Below are 23088 nucleotides of genomic sequence, written 5' to 3'. Positions count from 1 at the left end.
AGGTTATTTCCCGAAGGAAATAACCCCGCTCGACTTGCATGTATTAGGCACGCCGCCAGCGTTCATCCTGAGCCAGGATCAAACTCTCCAAAAAAAGTTTGATTGCTCTATCGAATCAACGAGGTCATGCTTCACTCTTCAGTTTTCAAGGAACACTTTCTTTATTCATTTCACCGCATCTCGCGGCGACAATGAATAATTTATCATAGGTTCAGGATTGTGTCAACACCTTTTTTATTTGTTGAAAAGAAACTTGTTTAAGTGGTATACAAACTTAAATAAACTGTATGCTTTGGAAGAATATATAAATGACCATTTGGATAGAAAAGCTCTGGAGAACATTGATAACCTTCTTTTATTTCAGATCCATCCATATCCTGAGCCCAAGCCGCAGCTAGGTCATCTGACATTTGATTTTTAATCTGGTTAGCAGAGAGTAGTAATGGCTTTGATGCTGCCATTGATTTGCATGATTTTTCTTTTATAGCCTCTATATCCTTCTGATCAAATGTAAGGATGATCTCATGCCTGTAATCCGTTGGACCAATAGTTAAATCCACTCGTCGATTCTGCTTTTTATCTCCTCCGATCGGAATTGACTTCCACCATACCTTCTTTGGCTTATAAGGAAGATGAATAACCTTTTTTAAGTTGTTTAAATCAGTCGATATATTCATATCTTTTTTCTGTTCAGACTTTACATGAAAAAATTTAGGACTGGGAGCTGTTTGACACCCATTAAGAAACAGAAGAACACTCACAAGAGTCCATACTCTCCAGCGCACCTTTCCCACTCCTTAGTTCTATTTCCTATAGTAATTATACATGGGAAAGTTCCTTTTTCTTCTCTCTTTTATGTACATTCTCTTACCCATTATATCCATAACATCTTTACTGCAATCAAATAAGCTAGCCCTGGCAATCCTAATATACCTGTAATCAAAGCTGTAATGGGGTTTATCGGGATGTGAAGTTGAATATACTCCCCAAGCAAATTGACAAAAAACAGTATAATTGCTCCCACCACCGAGTATAACACCCCATAACCAAACCACTTTAACGGCTGCTTGACAGATCGATTGATCAACATGAAAAAAACGATTCCCAAAGCAAGAATAAGAAGCCACCATTTGATCTCTAACAATGTCTGTCTCCCCTTCTCAATATCGTACAAGCTATATAAAGATGTATGAAAAAAGAGAGAAAATAGAACAAACAAAAACAGCGACCATCACTGGCCGCTATGACACTAAAGCTCTCGTCTGCCTTCCAATGCTTTGGTTAACGTCACTTCATCAATAAACTCGATGTCGCCACCGACAGGAAGTCCATGCGCAATCCGTGTAACCTTGATCCCAAATGGCTTAACCAATTTAGAAAGATACATGGCCGTTGCCTCTCCCTCAATATTCGGGTTGGTAGCCAGAATTAACTCTTTAACTGTTTCATCTTCGAGTCGACGGAGCAAATCAGGGATTTTCAGTTCATCTGGACCGATTCCCTCCATCGGCGAAATCGCCCCATGAAGCACATGATAAAGGCCATTATATTCCCGGGTACGTTCCATCGCCATTAAATCACGCGGATCCTGCACAACACAGATGACCGAACGGTCACGCGCTGGATTGGAACAAATATAACAAGGATCTTGATCGGTAATATTCGCACATACGGAACAAGTCCGTAAATCTCTTTTAGCACGTACAAGTGCTTTGGCTAAATCGAGGACATCCTCCTCATCCATCCCTAGCACAAAAAACGATAAACGTTGTGCTGTTTTAGGCCCAATACCTGGCAGCCGCATAAAGCCCTCAATCAATTTTGATATCGGTTCAGGCACATACACCTTTTAGCCACTCCTACCACTATACTTTAGAAAAGACCTGGAATATTTAAACCAGCCGTAAACTTGCCCAGATCTTTTGCAACCATTTCATCCACTTTTTTCATCGCTTCATTAAAAGCAGCCGTAATCAGGTCCTGTAACATTTCTACATCATCAGGGTCTACAACATCAGGAGCAATTTCTACATTCAACAGCTGTTTATGTCCATTCATGGTTACTTTTACAACACCACCGCCAGCTGTCCCCACTACTTCTTTTTTCTCCAATTCTTGTTGTGCCTTTGCCATTTCCTGTTGCATTTTTTTCACTTGTTTCATCATTTGGCTCATATTACGCATAAAAGAATCACTCCTTCAAATCACTCTAAAATCTCCACCAATTCTTTACCAAACAGGTCAATCGCTCTTTTTACTATATCATCTTCCGACTGGATATGGTTTGTTTTTTTCTCTGAAGAAGCGGTTTGAGGCGAAGGAATCTGTTCCGTCAAGTTATTCTGCAAATGTTGCCACTCATGGGTCATGATTGTTTGCAGCCGATAACTGGAACCCAGTACACGAGTCATCACCTTTTCAACCAGCGCCTTTAATTCAGGCTTTTCAATGGTCTGTCGATGGATTTTCGTTCGAAAGGCTACCAGAATCATATTATCTGTTGCGGCAACGGGTTCACCGTCAATCAACCAGGCATGTACAGTCACTCGCTCTTTCTTCACTTGCCGGAGAATTTCTCCCCAAACATTTTTTACACGTGTTAATTGCTCTTTGGAAAATTTTTTTATAAATTCACCGTGAAGAAGGGGACTCGATGGTTGAGATGACTCTACTTTTCCTTTAGAAACGGAATTATTGGAATCAGAAGAAACAGTGGTCGCTTGGGAAAAGGTTTTCCCTTGTTGAGATCCTTTTTGCAATTGTTCAATCGTTTGTTCCAACTGCTCAATTCGTTCTTCCAGTCTCTTTATCACTTCTGCATCTTTTTTTGTGAGGCGAAAATCCGCAAATGCTTGGCAAAGTCGAACAATCACCACTTCGAGCAAAATGCGATGGTTGGCTACAAATTTCATTTGCTGCTGATAATGGATAAGAATATCCAGCATTTCACTTAACTGTTGAACAGACAATTGTTTGCTTAGCTGATGATGGGCCTCATCGTCATGAACCAATCCTTGGCTTTGCTCCAGTTGTGGTGCTGTTTTGACCAAGAGAAGATCCCGGCAGGCATGGGTAAGGTCCTGAATAATTTTTTCCGGTTCAACCCCTTGTACAATGAGCTCATCCAGCTGCTGTAATGCAGCAGAGGTTTGCTCTGAAGCAATGGATTGCAATAGTGCTACCATTGCACTTTTGGAAACGGATCCTGTTACACTTAATACCGTTTCCTCTTCCAATACATCTCCACCAAACGCTAACGCCTGATCCAGCAAACTGAGAGCGTCTCGCATACCCCCATCGGCAGCACGGGCAATCGCAAACAATGCTTGCTCTGTAAAAGAAACCTGTTTTGCTTCGCAGATGTTTTGCAAATGGTGAACGATTTTCAGAAAGGGAATACGGCGAAAGGTAAATCGTTGACAGCGGGATATAATCGTTGCTGGGAGTTTATGTGGTTCAGTTGTTGCCAAAATGAATAACACATGTTTCGGAGGCTCTTCAAGTGTTTTGAGCAAAGCATTGAACGCTTCCGTTGTTAGCATATGAACTTCATCAATAATATACACTTTGTATCGAACTTCTGTTGGAGCATATTTCACCTTATCTCTCAGGTCACGAATTTCATCTACTCCACGGTTTGACGCAGCGTCAATTTCAATGACATCCATCAAAGAACCTTCTGTAATCCTCCGACATGCTTCGCATTGATTACAGGGCTCAGAACTGGGGCCCTGAAGGCAATTGACTGCTTTAGCCAAAATCTTCGCTGCACTCGTTTTCCCGGTACCACGTGGTCCATTGAACAGGTAGGCGTGGGAGAGATGACCTTCTTTTAAGGCATTCTTCAGAGTTTGGGTGACATGTTCTTGTCCGACAATATCTTCAAATCGCTGTGGTCTCCACACACGATACAATGCCTGGTAGGACACACTCATCACTCCAGCCATCCCTTGAAGGGACTAAATATTACTTACCCTATCATACTACACTGATTCACCTTTTTACAAAAAAAGAACCCACAGATGCAGGTTGATCTTGTTGACAAATCTACATCTGTGAGTCTTATAACATGGTCGCTGGCAGGTAGATGCTGAAAGTGGTTCCATATGGACCCGTTTCCATTTGAATGGCTCCGCCAATTTCCTTAATAATCTGTTGGCAGATCGACAGACCCAGACCGGTTCCTTTTTCCTTTGTCGTGAAAAATGGCTCAAAGATTTTTCCTCGCAAGTTCTCAGGAATTCCAGGTCCTGTATCAATCACATCGACAATAAAGTAGTCTTGTTCTTCATCCTGACGAATCCGAATCGTCAATAAACCTCCCTGGCCAATCGCTTCCATACCATTTTTGCATATATTGAGAAATACCTGCTTCAACAGTTCTTCATCTGCAACCACTTTAGACAATTTGCAAGTTTTTTCCACAACTACATCAATATTATGCAAAATCGCCTCACTTTTTATAATGGGTAAAATTTCACCCAACACTTTGTTGACACTGACAGGCTTTAAATGCATTTCCCCTGGCTTGCTAAGTAATAGAAATTCACTGACCAGGTGATTAATTCGATTGATTTCCTTTAACATGATGTCGATATAACCCTGTTCTTTCTTCTGGCCAATTTCCTTGAGTTTATACCCGATTACCTGCAAAAAGCCTCGCAAAGATGTAAGCGGATTACGAATTTCATGTGCTGCTCCAGCTGCGATCTGGCCAATGGTTGCCAAGCGTTGATTGCAACGGACCTGTTCTTCCAGAGAGCGGACTTTGGTAATATTTTCAATAAAAAAATAGGTTCCTTTACAGTCACATTCCAGCCTTTCCGAAGAAATCGCTGTAATCAGCAACTGATTTGTTTTTCCCTTCGTGTGCCATTTGATCTCCAACTGTTTTTGATCTTCTACCGTAGATGCCAAAAAGGAAACCAAACGTTCAAAATCGGGTTGCTCCGGATTCAAATGCGATACGACATGATCCAAAGAACGATACAATACCGAAGATCTTTCCAATCCTAAATACTGACTGGCCATCCGGTTGATTTCCATCACCCTTTTTCGGCCATCCAGCAACATGACTCCTACCTGAATATGAGAAATCAACTTTGATACCATATTCACATACGACTCGACAGGATAAATGGACAGAAATTGATAAGAATGTTGCCTCTGCGCTCCTGTTACCATCTCTACATCCGTTTTCATCATATTTATACCACCACTCAATCGCTTACCTTGAAACGATAATTGATCATCTTTTACCTGCTTATTTATCGGAGTTGATAAGATCCCCCTATCAACTTGGTTGCATTCTGACATGAAAACCACTCGGGACAATCGCTTCACCCAAGATTTTAATTTCTTAAAATCTATCTGATGATGAAACGGTATGGGCACATACGAACCCTCCTTATCCCTATTTTTCCTAATTATACAAATATAGGAAAATAATCCTAATTTTCTTATTCGCCTTGAAACACATACTTCCTTCATGCCATTTAAAATTTGTCAATGATTTTGTTTATTTTTTTATAAAAAAGCTGACTCACTTCCTGATGGAAATGAATCAGTCTTGACAGTTCACACACCTGTAAAAAATAAAATAAAAAGCCGGGTTTTTAACCCAGCTTGATTTTGCGAATGGTAAAACTGAACCTACTGCTTGGTTTTCGCTTTTCAGCCCAGTCGACACTCGCTCTTATGTATAATGTTACCGCGCACCTGCCTCCGATCCAATTTGCCCAAGCGGACTTTGCCTATCCAGCTCAAACCAGGCACCCCTACGGCACACGAGAAATCTTCCTTAGTGCTGCTTCCGCCAGGACCTGACACGGTTCGAAAGCTCTCGTTGCGTAGGACCCGATCATCAACACCTTCAAGGCAAACCAGACCTTACACAAAAAGGACCTCAGGCAGGAATTCGACCCCGCTAAGCCGATTGCGGGCTACAGGGCACGGCTAGCTCCCCGTCTAGCGCGGTATTAATAATATATCACAAATGACAAGAAGGAAGCAACGACTGGATTCAATTCCCACCCATCATTTTCATGCCACTGCTTTAGCGCCTGCGATTCGGCAGGATATCAGGTATCTCAAAATTGCCATTATCCGGCTCTTCATGATTCGGCGGTGTAGATGGCTCTGGCTCGACCGGTTCTTCACTGCCGGGCGGATCCTCTGAATGAACCGGACGTGAAGGTTTCTGGCTATCTGATGATTCCTGCTGGAAAACAGGTACTTTTGTCTTTGGGGGAGTCGAAAGTTTGGGTATGAGTGGCTTTGGATCTTTCACACCATTTGGCTTTTGGAACCATTGCATTTCTTTCCCTTTCAAGGCATCTGACATCACCCGGCTGAAAATGCGTGCCGGAATCGTTTCACCGGTAATTTCCGCTTTTCCTCTCCGGTTTTCGTATGTCTCATTAAACACAGCAACAGCTGTGACCAGATCAGGGGTAAAACCCACAAACCAACCATTGTCTTTGTTAGGCAAACTCCCGCTATATCCAGCCACCGGGCGACCATCCTGAATCCTTGCCTGAACAGCCATTCCTTTTGGATCCATCACTGCATCCTTTAACATCCGGGTCATATACCAGGCAGTCCTGGATTGAAATACACGCTCCGGATTCCCCCATTCATCGATTTCCTGTCCTTTTCTCGGTTTTACTTCGTTACCTTGATTATCCACGACTTTAATGATCGCATGCGCTTTTACCTTTTTTCCTTGATTGGGAAAGACCGTATATGCTTGAGCCAAATCTTTCGGACTGATTCCCTGATTCCAGTAACCCATTGCCAAAGAAGTCATGGTTTGCTCGTGTTCTGACAAAGGAAAACCAAGCAATTTTCCATATGCAAAGGCATGCTTCACCGTTACCGATTGTCTTAGTACTGAAATGGCAGGCTCCCTTAATGATCGGGCAACCACTTTTCCAAATGAAATCGAGCGCCCACCCAAACTGGAACGAATCTTCGAGTACTCATTCATTCCCCTGATTTGTACAGCAGGAGCAAATACGGTAAGGGGTTGAATCACGGTTCCAGGTTGGATCGGCTGCAATGCCCAGTTGTTATTGCCCGCATGATAGTTTCTCCCTCCACCAATCGCCTCAATCCGTCCGTTTTGAGGATGAATCATGATCACTGCCGCATTGATCCATTTTTCATTTTGATTATTCTTAAACAAATGCTCATCTTTCAAAGCCTGCTCCACCACTCGCTGCGCAACCGGATTCATTCCTGTATAAATCCGATATCCATCACTGATCAGTTCTTCTTCTTGAATATGATACCTTTCTTTCATCTCTTCCCGAATCAGGTTTTTATAGGCACCAAAGTCTTTCGGCCGCAAATACCGTTGTAAATATTTCTTATTGACACCTAAATCCTTTTTCTGATATGCCTCTTTCTGATGTGTCGTAATCAGTGGTGGCAAGGTTGAATTCTCAGCCATTTTCATCAAAACCACATTGCGTCGCTTCAATGCCTTTTCCTGTTGTTCTTTCGTTCCATAAGGATTGTATCCGTAAGGGGCTTTGGGCAATCCAGCCAAAAGAGCAATTTCATGCGGCTCCAACTTTTGTCTGGTCAAGTCTTTCCCGAAATAAATCTTCGAAGCCATCTGAACTCCCTTGACTTGATAGCCAAAGTCAATATGATTTAAATAGGTCTCCAATATCTTTCGTTTATCATATTTTTCTTCCAATTCCCAAGCCGCTTTCATCTCTTTTAGCTTGCGAAAAAAACTCTTCGTCTGATCTTCCAGCACGACATTTCGGGCTACTTGCATCGTAATGGTACTCCCGCCTTCCGCTTTCCCACCGGCTTTGATATTCGCCCAAATCGCCCGCAAAATGCCTCCCCAGTCAATACCGTGATGCTGGAAAAACCGTTGATCTTCTACTTTGACAATCGCCCTGGGCAAGTCCGGATTCAGTTTCTCAATCTGATCCAAAGACAGATATTCCTGTTCTTCGGTTCCAAGTCTGGCTGCCTCATGTCCATTCCTATCATAAATCACTGATGAATAATCCACATCGTTCATATTCTCGATCGGAAGGGTTTTCACAGAAAGGAGTATGGCCGCGATACTGATTACACTGATGATCAGCATAACCATAAATCCCAGCAAAAACCATTTCAACCAAACCAATTTGGTTCTCCCTTGTCTTTCTGTCCAACGGATCGACTCTCTTCGGCTCAGATGCTTCTTTTTACGTACATAGATATCTTTTCTTAACTGTAACTCTCCCATAAGGAACCTCCATAAAAAGAAAGCTTTCGAAATAGATATTTTTAATTCGAAAATTAAATATATTTTATTCACTTTGATTATGTATTATTTTATTTATAAATATTTTTTATTATCTGAATATATCCGGCGTATTTTTCAACGATTGATTTTGCAGAACCCTCTGACAGTTGATTCATATTGCATCATATCACAGACAACTCTCTCTCTACAAACGATAATTAATGGGACTAAGCTGGAAATATGGATCCGTTTCTCCCGCGGTCGGGATGGGTTCGTTCCTCCGTGACGACCAGTCACTCCGTAAGTCACCCATCCCTCCGCTTGATAGAAAACAGAACACTTTTTCATCTCTCTGATGGTTGACAAACCCGGCATATACCGAAACTTTGTCAACAAACTGATCATTTATTTTTTATGCCTGATCCATAAATAAAAAAACACAATTACCCCAAGAAAAAGCGGATTATCTTTTCCCCCATTTAATTAATAATTCCCTTTTGGGTGATTTCCACTTCTACCTTGGTATCAAACTGAACCTGTTGATATTCACTCGCCCAGTTCTTTTCCTTTTTCTTCCACACTTCAGGATGAAAGGCAATGAGCTGTCTTCCGACCCCAAATCCATCACAGCGAGCCTTTTGCATCTTCTGGATCGTTTGCTTCGCCAACCGCGTCAGATCTTTGGAAAGGATCTTGTTTAGTTTGGCAACGTTGGATTCTTCATCTAACTGATCTCTTGGATATTCAATGACGTTTACTTTCCATGTTGCATTCAATTGAACTTTGATTTTCTCCTGCTTATTCACCAATACGTTCATTTCCTGCTTTGCTTTCTTTACTTCTATCGTAATAAAGTCGTATGGGCTTGGGCTTTCTCCTTCTCGCTCTCCTTCAACCTCCACTTTTCTGGTAAATCTCGCCAACTCCGCTTTTTTTCCTTTTAACAGCAGATATACGGTCGATTCATCGGGACTAAGCGTTCCAACCATTTGATGTTGGTGGAACATAGCTGTCCCTATCACCTCTACTCTTTCTTCTTTTTTCATGAGATAAGGCAGAACAAAATCCTCTCCCGGATCCAGCATGACAGGGCAAATGGATCGGACATTTATTTTAGGAACCGATGTCAGCTCTTCTTCACTTGCAATCAGCTCATCGATTCCTTTGGCAATCGGCACGGTGCCACCCAATTCTCTCAGGAACAGTACATCAGCAGCCCTTCCTTTTACCACGGCAATCCGGGTATTTAAAGGCATTTTGGGGTCTCGATAAAAAACGTCCAAAAGTGGATAGATATCCTGTTTTGCCCGTTCTTCGCTGATTAAAACCACTCGATACTTGTAACCGCGAAGCCTGCCAGACAGTTTTTTATCCAATTTATCCCGCGCTTCCCTTGGGGTCCTACTGGTAGCAGAAAAAATATCATCGATTGGTTTTTGTTGCTCACCTGATGGCACATCACGAACCACCAGGGTCGCGAATAATTTTCCTTCTGGCGTGAGATCAAACCCTATTCCATAACCCAACCGAACTTCCCGTAACAGATCCTGATCCCAACATCCTGAAAGAAAAAGGGGGATCCACATGCTCACAAGGATAAGAATAACCCTTCTCATCTTTCTTCCATCCTTCTCTTTCTGGAAAAATAGGCAATCACCAGCAAAATGAAAGGAATGCCAGCTGCAAACGTATAGGCGGAGATGGTAGCAATCTGGTTCATCAGCTCCACGGTTTTCTGATCCTGTGGAATCATGGCCAGGATAAAGCAGACAAACGCCGCATAATAGACCGCCTTCTTATGCTCGCCACGATGAAAAAAATAGCCCAATCCGGTTGAAGCCAAATACAAATAACCGACAAAAGAAGTCGCAACAATAATCACCCAGATGGATAGGAAAAAGAGATCGATTCGTTCAACGATCTGAATACTAAATGACCTCAGCATATACATAAGGGGTTCCGAAATAAGCGGAAACTCTGCGGGGCTGAAAATAATCAAACAGGTAAACACCTCAAAGGCATAGAAGAGCGTGGTTAACATATTCGCCAATGAAGCCGCTTTCAGTTTCCCTGCACTGTTCCCTTCCACATAAGGATAGGCAACCAATAACACTTCAAAACCCACCAATGAGATCAATACTTCACTGGATCCCTTTAAAATATTGGGCCATCCGGCTTCTGTAATCGGAAACAGGTATGTAAAATTTACGTTTGTATAACCAGCCATGGTTAACAGCACCATGACAATGATAAAAAAAGAAACCGACACAAATAGCCTGGCGATCACGCGAATGCTTTCCTTGGCCAAATACACACCTGTCGCAATCATCAAAAGCAATAAAGCCCACCTCGGTGTGTCCATCAAGATCCATTTTCCTACAATATCCGTAAATAAAATCAAAATGATTCCTGCTATAAATAGAAAATGGAAAATATAACCAAATCCGAGAAGCTTTCCGAAAAACTTGCCTGCTATTTTCGGCAAAAAAGTAAATAACGTATCGGAGGGATAGCGACGACAAATGGCCCATAGAATGAGAATAAGCACTTGCGCAACGATCCCTGCGATTAAAGTCGAAATCCATCCTCCGCCTTTGGCAACTGCCTGCACGCGATAAGGAAGCGACAGAATGCCAACGCCCACCTGGATCTGCAATATCAAAAACATCAACTGTCCTTGTGTAATTCTACTCTTCTCCTTGATCATCATGTTCCCATCCCCTTGAATATCGTTCCTGATTCAATCTTTTTGGATGTGGATCATGAGGACGTTGGTTGAGAAACCAAATAGGGAGACGCACAAATGTATCCTTTAAATCTTTAATGCGAAGAGGGATAAACGGGGCTAAATATGCCGTACCAAAGCTTTCCAGCTTGCTTAAATGAATCATGATAAATAACAAACCAAAGACGATTCCAACAAAACCAAACAGGGCTGCCATGGCCATAAGCGGGAAACGCAGAAAACGTACAGCACTGCTCATCTCATAGGAGGGAACCACAAAAGAGGAAATCGCTGTCAGGGAAACGACGATAACCATGGGATATGAGACCAATCCCGTTCTTACAACCGCGTCACCGATCACCAAACCACCTACAATGCCAATCGTTTGACCTACCCGGCTAGGCAAACGAATACCCGCCTCACGAATTAACTCAAGCGTCAGTTCCATTACAAGAGCTTCCAAAATGGGCGGAAATGGTACCCGTTCAACGCTACTCTTCACTGTATCAATCAAATTGGCGGGCAAGACTTCAGCATGAAAGCTCACGACTGCAATATAGAAAGCAGGCAGTTGGAAAGCGATCAAAAAACTGGCGAGCCGGATAACGCGAATAAACGAACCCACGATCCAACGACTGTGAAAATCATCCGGGGTTTGATAAAAAGCAAACAAAGTGACCGGCACAATCAGTGCGGTTGGATCTCCTTCCGCCAGGATCGCAACCCGCCCTTCCATCAAGTGGGCAACCGTTCGGTCCGGCCTTTCTGTAAACAAGATTTGCGGAAATGGAGAGTATGGATTGTTTTCAGTTAACTCAGCGATATATCCAGGCGAAATGATCGTATCTATTGAAATCGAACGCAGCCTGTGATCCACTTCTTTTACAAGATCGGGATTGGCCAGATCCTGCATATAAAGAACAGCCACTTTGGTCTTGGTGGCATCACCGAGTTGATAATAGCGGACAACTAGGTTCTGGCTTTCAAGTCGATTCCGAACGAGAAAAAGATTGACCGACAAATTTTCGATAAAACCTCCATGCGCCCCACGTACAACTCCCTCATTGTCCGGCTCTTTCACATCTCTGTGATAGCTTGCCACCACTTGCACCAGACATGCTTCGCCGATCCCATCAAATAACAGGACTGCACTCCCCTGAAGCAGAGACTGTGAAATAGCATTCAGTTTCCTTTCATATTTCACATCGACGGCCGTAATAATCTCTGTGATGTTTCCTTCTTTCGCCTGTTCAATGGGTTTAATCACTCCTGCCTGGATTTCCTTTGTATCTGCGACGGATTCCAGATAAAGAATGACCCCATCCCGCCCATTGAATCGAATATTTCGCCACTTCAAATCATCCGTGTAAAACAACCATTGTTGGATATAAGCGATATTTTTTTGCAAAGAAGGAAAAACTTCTATCTCATTCCCTTGTCCTGTTTTTTGCTGGTTATTTTGAAATAGCTTCCTAAAAAAGCTCATGATTACTTCTCCCTGTATTTATTTTCCTTCTTAATATATCCATTTTGTCCCTTTCAATTCAGAAGTCCTCAGCTCATTGACAAAGTATCTGTTATTTTCAATGGTCTCTTCCTTTGTCTTCTAAGCCTGACTTGAAACAAAATAAAAAAGCCGTCCTTACTTGGACGACTTCTTTTTTGGCGGAGAGAGTGGGATTCGAACCCACGGTACGGGGAATTCCCGTACAACGGTTTTCGAGACCGCCTCCTTAAACCACTCGGACATCTCTCCATGTGGGATATAGAACCTTTGCAGTAAATAATCATACAGTTTTTTATTGAAAAAGTCAAGAGGTTTTCTATATCCCTATTCGACTCTGGAACTTTGCCGCTTCTTTTCTTTTTTCTTTTGCCTCAGATGACGAAAAAATTGGGTAAGGATGGAGCTGCACTCTTCCGGGAGAATTCCAGCAATGACTTGTGACTGGTGGTTAAAACGCTTTTCATTGAGCAAGTTCATCAATGTCCCTGCACATCCCGCTTTTGGGTCTTCGGTCCCATACACGACTGTACGAATTCGTGCTTGAACAATGGCCCCTGCACACATCGGACAGGGTTCGAGCGTCACATACAGATCACAGTCGTTTAATCGCCAACTTCCCAGATGTTGGGCTGCCTGTTTGATGGCGATCATCTCTGCATGTGCCAGGGGATCTTGCCATGTTTCACGCAAATTGTGTCCTCGCCCAATCACTTGATCCTGGTATACAATGATGGCTCCAATCGGCACTTCTCCACGCTCTTCTGCTTTTTTGGCTTCGCCCAGTGCTTCTGACATCCATTTTTCATGCTCCATCCACCCATCTCTCCTTACCCAAAGCAAAAAATCAAGAACATGTTTTCCAGAAGCCTGCTCTCATTTTATACTTGTGCATGCTTCCCACTTTCGCCACATTCCGCACAACGTCCATAAATCTCAAATTTATGACCGGTAATCTCAAAGTCTTGGGGCTTCCCTAAAATCGCATTCATCGGACAAACGTGCAGGGTTTTGGTTTTGCCACATTCCGTACAAATCAGATGGTGATGATGATCACTCTTGCAATGAATCCGATACCGCCTCTCACCATCCCATTCGGTTCCCTCAATAATCCCGAGCCTTTCAAACAATGACAAATTGCGATAAATGGTGTCAAAGCTAAGCCCGGGATAATCCTGTTGCATATGATCCAGCACTTCTTTGGCTGTCAAATAACGCCCTTCTTTCAGAAAAATATGCAACATCAATTCCCGCTTGTCTGTATACTTGTATCCGTTTTTCTTCAAAATGGCCAATGCTTCTTTCAAATCCATTCTATTCTCTCCTAAACCCTTTTCTATTGAATATCAAACGGATTCGCTTAAACATCACAACCATCAGCCAAATCAAGACAGAAACGAGTACAATCGCTCCTCCTGATGCTAAGTTTAAAGAATAAGCAGCAAAAAATCCAATCAAAACAGCGATCTCTGCAAAAATGATTGCATAAATGATTGCCTGGCGAAAGCTATTGGCAATCTGTAAGCTGACGGCCACCGGAAGCGTAATCAATGATGAAACCAGCAAAATGCCTACAACCTGGATCGCTGAAGAAATAACCAAACCGACCATCACAATAAAAACCAGATTCACGACACGATGCGGAATCCCGGTAAGTATTGCATTTTCTTCATCAAAAGAAAGGGAGAATAATTGCTTGTAAAAAACAAAAACAAACAAAGAGACCATGATTCCAATCATGGCAACGGTCGTCAGTTGTTCTTCTTTCACGGCTACAATCGAGCCAAATAAATATCCGGCCACATCTGCATTAAATCCACCTGCCGCACTGATCAATACGACACCGATTCCCATTCCGCCTGAAAGGAGAATCGGTAAAGCCAGCTCCTGGTAACTATGATACAATTTTCGCATTTTTTCTACAAACAGGGAACCGATCACAGAAAAGAGCATTCCCACATAAACAGGATGAATCCCAACCAGCCAGCCCCATTCTTTCTGCAGGAACAATCCCGTTGCCACTCCCGACAAAGAGACATGCGACAGCGCTTCAGCAATCAAGGATAAACGGCGTACAACCAAAAATATCCCGATCAGTGGGCAAATGAATCCGACAATCACCCCTGCGATCAAGGCCCGCTGCATGAATTCAAATTGTAACATCTCTGCGATTTCTCTTAACATAGCGAAAGAGCGCCTATGTTCAGGCGCTAACCTCCCCCTTATCTGTCCTCTACTTAAACAAGCTGTTTTTGGCCTTTTGACAAGGTAATGGATAACGTCCCATGCCCTTCTCCAAATAACTGGGATAAAATCTCTTGATCATGCTTCGCAAATTCGTCGATTGTACCATAAAAGAGCAGGCGCTTGTTTAAACAGGCCATCCGATCCACAACGGACAGGATGGAATAAATATCATGGGTAACCAAAAGCAAAGTCAACTGCTTTTGCTGATGAAGATGCGTGAGTAACTCATATAACTGCTCTTGTGATTTGGCATCCACACCCACTGTGGGTTCGTCCAATATCAGCAACTGAGGATCACTGACCAAAGCCCGTGCAATAAAAGCACGCTGCTGTTGTCCGCCGGATAACTTTCCCATATTACGATGAGCCAGCGAAGTTAAACCCACTTGCTCAATCGCTTGATCCACTTTTTCCCAATCCTGCTTCCTCATCCAGCGAAACAGTCCCAACTTCCCATACAGGCCAGAAGCTACCACTTCTCTGACCGTAGCCGGAAATCCTCGCTGAAACGTATTGGCTTTTTGCGAAACATATCCAATGACTGAACGATCCTTAAGGAATTCAATTGATTCTCCAAATACTTCGATTTTCCCTTTCTGTGGCTTTAATAAATGTAAAATCAACTTGACCAGAGTTGATTTCCCGGAACCATTTGGACCGATGATCCCGAGAAATTCTCCTCTGTCCACAGTCAATGAGATGTCTTCCAATACCTTTTCTTTTTCATAGGCAAATGAAACATCCTCTAGTCTAATGGCAGGCTGACTCATGATGAAACCCCTAGTGCTTTCGCTAAGTTTTCCTTATTTTTCCTCATCACAGAGAAATAATCCACTTTTTGATTGATCTCCTGTTGAGTAAGTCCTTCCAAGGGATTGAGGATCAGTGATTCCGCTTTTACTTCCTGTTTCACCGTTTCTGCTACCTTGGCACTTACCAATGTCTCAAACAGTATATATTTTACTTGATGCTTTTTCATCATCTCAATAACTTCTTTCAGTTCTTGCGGGCTCGGTTCTTCGGTCGGAGACAATCCATTGACAGCGACTTGTTCCAATCCATAACGCTTGGCCAAATAACCAAAAGCAGCATGAGAAGTCACAAACGTTTTGTGCTTGGCTTTCTTGGCCATTTCCTGAAACTCTTGATCCAGTTTGTCCAATTGCGCGGCAAGCTGATCATAGTTCTTTTGATAATCAGCCTGATGCTTGTCATCCGCTTTGATCAGGGCATCCCGAATCTGTTGCGCCTGCTTTTTGGCCAATTGCGGATCCAGCCAAACATGCGGGTCTACCGCTCCATGATCATCATGATGTTCTTTTTCTTCTTTCCCATGTTCATGGTCATGTCCATGCTCTTCCCCTTTTAGCAATTCGATCCCTTTCGACACATCTACCACTTTGTTTGGATCAAGTGAGTCAGCCACTTTTTTAATGGAATCAAATCCCGCTCCCTGATAAACAAACAAATCGGCTTCATTTAAATTCGCAATATCTTTGGCTGTCAATTCAAAGTCGTGTGGCTCAACCCCTGAAGGAATCACGTTGGTAACCTGTACATGGTTGCCGCCAATTTTTTTGGTGAAATCTTCCAATGGATAAAGACTGACATAGACTTGCAATTTTTCGCTTTCTTTTTTCGGTGAACTCGTTGTTGAACTACTGCAACCCGCTATCCAAATACATAACAAAAATATAATAAAAGCAATGCCACTTCTTTTTTTCATTTGATAACCCCCAAATAGAAATGAATCCGTTATACCTACTAAACTATCATCATTATATAACAGGTTTTTATACATGTAAATCGTAATTATTACGCTTTATAGGATAAAAAGCTCAGTTTCCACCATGATACAGGAAACTGAGCCAACCACTTATATTTTATGCATTTTGCAGTCTTTTTAATAGATAGGTCTTGATTTTCGGCTTCATCCACATTTTGTACACACGCGTAACCGTAAATGCAGCCATAAAGCAAGACAAGAGAATATTCAAATCCTTGAGCATGGCATGTACATCCCCATTTGAAATAATCATGCGCAATCCATGAATGGAATAGGTCATCGGTAAATAAGGATGCAACGCTTGATAAAAATCCGGAATCAATTCGATCGGATAGGTTCCTCCTGTAGAAGTCAATTGCAGCATCAAGATCAAAATGGCCAAAAAGCGACCAACGTTCCCAAGAATTTCAGCCAACATTTGGTTGATGGCAATAAAGGTGAAGGAAATCGCAATCGTAAACACATATAACCATACAGGCAACTTCGCCTCAATATCCAATCCCCAGGTAAGGACAAAAATGCTGATCAACGCCTGTGCAACGCCTATCAACCCGATCACCCAGATCGATAAGGGGCGATCTTCCAACTGATGCGAAGCTTTCTCCAAATCTAAAACCGTAAATAAAAGCATCGCTCCTACCCACATCGACAACGAGATAAAGTAAGGAGCAAAACCTGTGGCATAGTTGGGAACAGGATGCTGTTTTTTCTCATCGACATGAACAGGGTCAGCGATTGTCTTCGCTTTTTCGTCGGTTCCTTTTAATTTTTCATTGGCTTTATTCACTCCATCATTCAAGCCATCAGCCAGTTCATGTTGTCCATCATTGATGCGTTTGAGCCCGTCATTGAGTTCCGTGGCCCCTGAATATAACTGATCCATTCCTTTATTTAATTTTCTTTGTCCTTCATAGACCTGTTTGGAACCTTCATACAGCTGATCAGCACCTGCCGCCAGTTGTTTCGCACCTTGCGATAATTTTTTTACTTCTTTTACTTTGGCATCTATTTCTGCTACCTTTGCATTAGATATTTGCGAAATTTTATCCAAAATATCTTGAGTACTCTGAGCCTGGCCAGATGTTCCAACCGCAGCAGATGGAACCTGGATTTTGCCAAGTTCCTTGCTTGCCAAATCATTATACTGAACGGCCTGATCAATCACTCTTGACAAAGATTGGGCTGTCGGATCATTTTGCAGCTCCGGTTTTTCTTGCAGCAACTTCTGATATTGCTTCTTTACATTTCGGACCTGATCTTTGGCATTTTGAATTTTGTCTTTGGCATGATCAGCTCCGGGTACTGGACTTGGGACTTGAGGGGGCTGAGGAAGCGGTTGCTTGGTCCACTTTTGTATTACATCATTTATTTCATGAGCCACTTTCTGTATTTTCAGCACTTCAGACAGGATACTGTCGATCCCTTGTGCCACTTTATCCATATTGGGGGCCAACTCACCCAATCCTTCCTTGAGCTTCCGATTCCCCTCCGCCAATTGTTCGGATGCATTTTTCGCTTGATCCAAACCATTGGCCAAATCCTTGCTGCCGTTTTTCGCTTTTTGGGTTCCGTCCGCCAGTTCTTTGGCTCCATTCGCGGCTTTCTCCAGATCTTTGGTCGATTTTTTCATTTCGGCAAAGATCCGATCCACAAAAGCTTGCGTTAATTCCCGTTCCAGGTCATTTTCGATATTGCGTATAATCGATTCACCCATTCGCCCCGAAAGATAGTTGTTGCCTTCATCCGTGTAATATTCCAACACCCCTTTTAAGGGTTTGGGACTATCAACAGTCACCGCAAAGGCTGAAAAGTTTTTGGGAATAACGATTCCTACATAGTATTTTCCTTCCTTAAATCCCCGCTTCATTTCTTCCCGAGAAACAAACTCCCATTTGAGCTTGGAGTTTTCCCGCAGTTTCTTGACCAGATCATTCCCAATATGAATAGGTTCTTGATTTTTCACGGCTCCTTGATCCTCATTCACGATAGCTACCGGGAAGTATTTCATATTGGCATAAGGATCATAGAAAGCATGGAGGTAAATAAAACTGTACATCACTGGAATAAACAAAATCCCAAACAGAGATAAACGAAGTGATTTTATTTGCCAAAGTCGATGAAAATGATCAAAGCCGAGATATTTGCCAATTTGTTGCCATTTGTTTTTCATCTTCCATCACCTCCTAGCCAGTATCAGTAAACTGACTGGTCAGTCGAAATTATATTCAAAACAAGGGAATTGGTAAACCATTTCCCTTATTTATTCATTAAACTGTTAAAAAGAAGATGCCTTACGGTTTCTTCCATGACATTTGCCGATTCTTCCATTTCCTTCTCTTGGCCTTCCAAACTGTAAATTTTATGCAATACCAGTATGCTTGCTGCTCCAAAAATGGCACTGGCCATCTCATGTGGATGAACAATCGACAGGTCTCCTGATTGAATCCCATCACGCAAAATATTTTCAATCAACCGAATGTATTCCAGAATCCGTACCCGGAACTGATGTTGGCGTTCTTTGGTTCCAAATGCTTCGCTTAAGAGCAGTTTGGCTAACTTCTTGTTTTCAATGAAAAATTGGATATGGGCATGAACCAGGGCATGAAGCTGTTCAATGGGATTGGAGTGTAATGAAATATTGCGTTTGGCATAATCAATCAAATTTCCGATCCCTTCATCCATTAAAGCTGAAAACAACTCTTCCTTGCTTTTAAAATGATAATAAATGGTTCCTTTTGCCACGCCCGCCGCTTGTGCGATATCATCCATTTTGGCCTGATCGAAACCACTTTCGGCAAATACTTGCACGGCCGCTTGAAAAATAATATCCACTTTTTCATGACGCATATGATCCATCCTCCGCTCCACGAAAAATCCCTTTCTCTTATTTTACAGGAGTTTTTCTCAAATCTCTGCCTTTTTAATTCTCTATCACTCGATCCATGATTGGGCTTTCGCTTTTCTTATCATAAACTTCATGATATATGATCAGCTTGTTGACAAAGTTTCCGTTGTCAATGACCTCATTATATATGATCTTTCTGCTCATGAATTAGATGGAGTATGAAATAAACAGGAAGTTATGGAATGATACTGACAAAAGAAGCGAGCTACTCCTCAGAAGTACGCCCGCTTCTGTTTTTATTTATGCACATATTCACCAATGAAAAACTTTCCATTCCGATAAAAGCGGGGATCAAAGATCCCTAAACGCTCCTGATCATCTACCACTACCACAAACGGTGACCACTGCATCAAAACTTTCGCGCGAGGATTTTTTTGAAACAGAGGGGTCAAATCACTTTTCTCTTTGGAATGAAGAATCTTTATTTTCTCAGGCGCAGTAAACAGTGAATCTTGCAAGATTTCAACTCTTTCCCCTTTTTTTCCGACAATCTGGAAAACGCCTGGAACAAAGGTGGCAACCAATTCCGTTTTTTCATACTGATTTTTTACTTGGTACTCTAACCAAAGACCTTGGATGGTTTGAATACTTAGATGGATCAGCATCGCAAAGGCTACCCAGCGAAATATTTTGGAAGGATGAATCGTTTTTTTCACACGTGAAAATATCCACCCAGTCAAAATAATCGCCCAAAAGACCAGATCGATAATGGGGATGGAGCCGATCGAAATACGGATCGATGAAAACGGCTCTAAATATCCGGTGCCCCATGGATTGAATAAATCGATGGTATCGTGGATAAATACAGAAGTCCCAGCCAGATATAGAAGAAGACGATCCTTTACTTTAAACCATAACCGGGTACAGCCATAGATGATCAGCGCCCACAATGGAACCAGAAATACCGAATGGGTTAATCCGCGATGCCACATTTGTTCCATTATCCGACCGGTTTCTGTTAACCTGACGACCACATCGATATCTGGTGCCTGGCTTCCGACCAATGCCGTAAATAACAATCCCCGTTGCATCGCCACGGACATCTCATCTTTTTTTGCGATCTTGTAAAGCGTATAACCAATGAGACCATGAGTAATCGTATCCAAAAATCAAACCTCCCATCCCAATCTCTCTCTATTCAAAATCATACCATCTTATTGGTTAGATCCTTTTAATTTAAAATAAATATATATTATAAATCCCCCAATAGATACCTACCTCGAATCAATGGCTTATCCAGAAAACGTTTCCCCAAACATAAAAAAAGCAGTAGCTTTTTTAAAGACTACTGCAAGTTTGTGGCAAAGTCTCTTTTTGGTTTACCATGATTCCTGCTGCTTAGATCCATAAACAATGGTTATACAGAAACAGCCGCTTCTTTTCCATCCTTTGTAACGGTTGTAGAGGATGATGTGTTTTCTTCTTCGCTGTTCCCTGAGGCTTGCAGATCTGTTTTCTTTTTACGAACATCCCGAATAAAGAAACTTAACACAAAGCCGACAAAGGCAAAAATTGTCGCCCACAGAAAGGCATCATCAATTCCCATGACAGCTGCTTGTTGATAGGCTTGACCGTATAACAGGCCAGATAATGTCTCTTTCGCTTGCTCGAATGGCATTCCCGACGTATTTGCCAATTGATTCGCTGTGGAATGGAATGTTTGACTGAATGCCGGATCCATGATATTCATACCCTCACTCAGTTTACTCATATGAAAGTTGGTACGAATACTGAAGATGGTTGTAAATACACTGATTCCGATCGAGCCGGCAATTTGGCGAACCGTATTGGACATGGCTGTTCCATGACTGTTCATGTTTCCTGGTAACTGGTTGAGCCCTGCTGTCATCACACTCATCATCAACAAGGACATTCCAAATGAGCGAATCATGTTTAACACTAAAATATAGGTATAACTTGTTTGCAAAGTGAGATGCGTAAATTCATAGGTCGTTACAGTCGTAATCAGCATTCCGATCACACATAATGGACGTGGACCGATTTTATCAAATAAAGAACCGGAAATGGGCGACATGATCCCCATAATGACAGCCCCTGGCAATATAAGCAAACCGGACTCCAAAGGAGTAAAACCGCGCAAATTCTGTAAATAAATCGGGATCAAAAACATTCCGGAAAACATGGCAATGGTAATAATCACATTGATCAGGCTGGATAACGAAAACATGCTGTATCTGAATACATAAAAGTTCAGCATCGGATGTGATGAACGCAGCTGTTTGGTCACAAACAAGATAATAAAAAGGGTGCCTACAATGAGAGACAGGAGAACAATCTGATCGCTCCAACCATATGTCCCTGCTCGACTAAACCCATACAATACCAATCCAAATCCTAATGTGGAAATGACCGCATCAAAAAAGTCAAAAGGAATTTTTCTTTTTTCCTTGATATCACGTAGCCAAAACAAAGCCAACACTAAAATGATGATCCCAAGCGGTACCATCCCATTGAACAACAAACGCCAGTCGTAATGCTCAATCACCCAACCGGATAAAGTCGGACCAATCGCAGGGGCAAACATGATCCCCAAGCCAAAGATCCCCATTCCTTTCCCACGAATCTCCGGCGGAAAAACCGCCAAAATGATACTCATGACAAGCGGCATCAAAATACCGCCACCCACTGCCTGAACCAAACGTCCAATTAACATCACAGAAAAAGTGGGTGCAATGCCACAAATCAACGATCCACCCGTAAAAAACACCATCGCAGCAATAAATAGAATCCGTGCACCCATCCGCTCAATGAAAAAAGCAGACATCGGAATAAGAATGCCATTCGTTAGCATATACCCCGTTAGCAGCCATTGTGCAGTTGTTGGAGTTACATTAAATTCGGTAATTAAATGAGGAATCGCCACATTGAGCAATGTTTGGTTAAGCACGGCCAAAAACACGCCACACATTAAGATGGCAAGCAAGGGAATATGTTTTCTTATTTCTGAACGGGTCGTTTCCTTTGCCGTTTCCACCATATTCTTCCCTCCTTTCCTCACACAAAGGCCCATTATTTATGGATTTTGATCGTTGCATTCATTCCTGGTACGATCCCTTCCGGGTAACGTTCCATTTCAATTTTCACAGGAATCCGTTGTACTTCTTTGGTATAATCGCCACTTGCATTTTGAGCGGGCAACAACGAGAAGGTTGAGTTTGTTGTCAAACCGATCTGTGCCACCTTGCCCTTGATCTTTGTATCAGAAAAAGCATCAATCACAATATCTACCTCTTGGCCAACACTTACATCTTTAATCGCTGTTTCCTCAATATTCGCCATAATGTACAGTTTCTTCATATTAACCACTTGTGCCAGTGGTTGACCTGCTGCAACCAGCTGTCCGTCTAACGCCTTATTTTGTACAATGGTTCCCTCGATTGGTGATGTAATATGGATGGTTTGATTACCGGCTGCTACCTGACCAACTTCTTCACCTTGTTTGAAAGTGGCACCGTTTTGTCCTTTCCAATTGGCCAACTTGCCAGCTCCTTCACTGGCGATCGGCACTATATCCCCTGCCACTTTGGCATCTTCTGTGGTAATGTAATTCGCTTGGTCAAAATAGTAGTAGTATCCACCAAGCCCCAGTGCCACAATCACAAGAAAAACCACTGCATTGATTAAAATCAAACGCCCTGTCTTCATG

At 42.4% G+C, this 23088-nt stretch carries 20 protein-coding genes, 1 tRNA gene, 1 rRNA gene and 1 other RNA gene; all 23 read right to left on the bottom strand.

What is annotated here, in order from left to right; genetic code table 11:
* A 16S ribosomal RNA gene (locus BMZ78_RS02425) occupies window positions 1–94 on the bottom strand; the annotation flags it as partial.
* A 163-nt stretch (window positions 95–257) separates the two neighbouring features.
* Window positions 258–785 carry a hypothetical protein gene (locus BMZ78_RS02420; protein ID WP_093227650.1) on the bottom strand — a complete coding sequence of 176 codons (528 nt, stop codon included), beginning with the start codon at window positions 783–785 and terminating at the stop codon, window positions 258–260.
* Window positions 786–874: 89 nt separating this feature from the next.
* Entirely contained in the window at window positions 875–1144 is a 270-nt protein-coding gene (locus BMZ78_RS02415; RefSeq protein WP_093227648.1) for a pro-sigmaK processing inhibitor BofA family protein, read from the bottom strand.
* 105 nt (window positions 1145–1249) lie between these two features.
* On the bottom strand, window positions 1250–1846 hold the full coding sequence (gene recR / locus BMZ78_RS02410; protein ID WP_093227646.1) for a recombination mediator RecR: 597 nt from the start codon (window positions 1844–1846) through the stop codon (window positions 1250–1252).
* Window positions 1847–1872: 26 nt separating this feature from the next.
* On the bottom strand, window positions 1873–2184 hold the full coding sequence (locus tag BMZ78_RS02405; protein WP_093227644.1) for a YbaB/EbfC family nucleoid-associated protein: 312 nt from the start codon (window positions 2182–2184) through the stop codon (window positions 1873–1875).
* Window positions 2185–2204: 20 nt separating this feature from the next.
* The gene (gene dnaX, locus BMZ78_RS02400) at window positions 2205–3935 is read right to left on the bottom strand and encodes a DNA polymerase III subunit gamma/tau (RefSeq protein WP_175482244.1); all 1731 of its coding nucleotides are present in this window, start codon (window positions 3933–3935) and stop codon (window positions 2205–2207) included.
* Window positions 3936–4062: 127 nt separating this feature from the next.
* The gene (locus BMZ78_RS02395; protein WP_175482243.1) at window positions 4063–5205 is read right to left on the bottom strand and encodes a two-component system sensor histidine kinase NtrB; all 1143 of its coding nucleotides are present in this window, start codon (window positions 5203–5205) and stop codon (window positions 4063–4065) included.
* A gap of 505 nt (window positions 5206–5710) precedes the next feature.
* An RNA gene (gene ffs / locus BMZ78_RS02390) (signal recognition particle sRNA large type) lies at window positions 5711–5976 on the bottom strand.
* A 79-nt stretch (window positions 5977–6055) separates the two neighbouring features.
* Window positions 6056–8254, bottom strand: a complete 2199-nt coding sequence (locus BMZ78_RS02385) for a transglycosylase domain-containing protein (RefSeq protein WP_093227639.1) — start codon at window positions 8252–8254, stop codon at window positions 6056–6058.
* A gap of 479 nt (window positions 8255–8733) precedes the next feature.
* Window positions 8734–9870, bottom strand: a complete 1137-nt coding sequence (locus tag BMZ78_RS02380; protein WP_093227637.1) for a Ger(x)C family spore germination protein — start codon at window positions 9868–9870, stop codon at window positions 8734–8736.
* Window positions 9867–10964 (bottom strand): GerAB/ArcD/ProY family transporter, encoded by a 1098-nt coding sequence (locus tag BMZ78_RS02375; protein ID WP_093227635.1) that lies wholly within the window; start codon window positions 10962–10964, stop codon window positions 9867–9869. Before BMZ78_RS02375 ends, BMZ78_RS02380 begins: the two co-directional genes overlap by 4 nt.
* A complete protein-coding gene (locus tag BMZ78_RS02370; protein WP_093227633.1) occupies window positions 10942–12465 on the bottom strand; it encodes a spore germination protein in 1524 nt (507 codons plus the stop codon). Before BMZ78_RS02370 ends, BMZ78_RS02375 begins: the two co-directional genes overlap by 23 nt.
* A gap of 177 nt (window positions 12466–12642) precedes the next feature.
* Window positions 12643–12735 (bottom strand) — tRNA-Ser (locus tag BMZ78_RS02365).
* 75 nt (window positions 12736–12810) lie between these two features.
* Window positions 12811–13299, bottom strand: coding sequence for a tRNA adenosine(34) deaminase TadA (tadA, locus tag BMZ78_RS02360; protein ID WP_093227631.1), 489 nt, complete (start codon window positions 13297–13299; stop codon window positions 12811–12813).
* 65 nt (window positions 13300–13364) lie between these two features.
* On the bottom strand, window positions 13365–13796 hold the full coding sequence (locus BMZ78_RS02355) for a Fur family transcriptional regulator (RefSeq protein ID WP_093227629.1): 432 nt from the start codon (window positions 13794–13796) through the stop codon (window positions 13365–13367).
* A gap of 1 nt (window position 13797) precedes the next feature.
* Window positions 13798–14646, bottom strand: coding sequence for a metal ABC transporter permease (locus BMZ78_RS02350; RefSeq protein WP_245739702.1), 849 nt, complete (start codon window positions 14644–14646; stop codon window positions 13798–13800).
* Window positions 14647–14720: 74 nt separating this feature from the next.
* Entirely contained in the window at window positions 14721–15500 is a 780-nt protein-coding gene (locus tag BMZ78_RS02345) for a metal ABC transporter ATP-binding protein (RefSeq protein WP_093227624.1), read from the bottom strand.
* Window positions 15497–16456, bottom strand: coding sequence for a metal ABC transporter substrate-binding protein (locus BMZ78_RS02340; RefSeq protein WP_093227622.1), 960 nt, complete (start codon window positions 16454–16456; stop codon window positions 15497–15499). Before BMZ78_RS02340 ends, BMZ78_RS02345 begins: the two co-directional genes overlap by 4 nt.
* 157 nt (window positions 16457–16613) lie before the next feature.
* Window positions 16614–18686: a YhgE/Pip domain-containing protein gene (locus BMZ78_RS02335; protein ID WP_093227620.1), complete on the bottom strand. Its 2073-nt coding sequence runs from the start codon at window positions 18684–18686 to the stop codon at window positions 16614–16616.
* A gap of 86 nt (window positions 18687–18772) precedes the next feature.
* Window positions 18773–19363, bottom strand: coding sequence for a TetR/AcrR family transcriptional regulator (locus tag BMZ78_RS02330; RefSeq protein ID WP_175482242.1), 591 nt, complete (start codon window positions 19361–19363; stop codon window positions 18773–18775).
* Between the two features lie 294 nt (window positions 19364–19657).
* Window positions 19658–20527: a metal-dependent hydrolase gene (locus tag BMZ78_RS02325; protein ID WP_093227616.1), complete on the bottom strand. Its 870-nt coding sequence runs from the start codon at window positions 20525–20527 to the stop codon at window positions 19658–19660.
* A 251-nt stretch (window positions 20528–20778) separates the two neighbouring features.
* Complete coding sequence (locus BMZ78_RS02320) at window positions 20779–22419, bottom strand: DHA2 family efflux MFS transporter permease subunit (protein WP_093227614.1); 1641 nt, start codon at window positions 22417–22419, stop codon at window positions 20779–20781.
* A gap of 32 nt (window positions 22420–22451) precedes the next feature.
* Window positions 22452–23087 carry an HlyD family secretion protein gene (locus BMZ78_RS02315; RefSeq protein ID WP_093227612.1) on the bottom strand — a complete coding sequence of 212 codons (636 nt, stop codon included), beginning with the start codon at window positions 23085–23087 and terminating at the stop codon, window positions 22452–22454.
* Window position 23088: the final 1 nt, after the last annotated feature.

The sequence above is a fragment of the Thermoflavimicrobium dichotomicum genome (assembly GCF_900114055.1).
GTDB lineage: Bacteria > Bacillota > Bacilli > Thermoactinomycetales > Thermoactinomycetaceae > Thermoflavimicrobium > Thermoflavimicrobium dichotomicum.
This window is presented reverse-complemented; position numbering and strand designations above follow the sequence as displayed.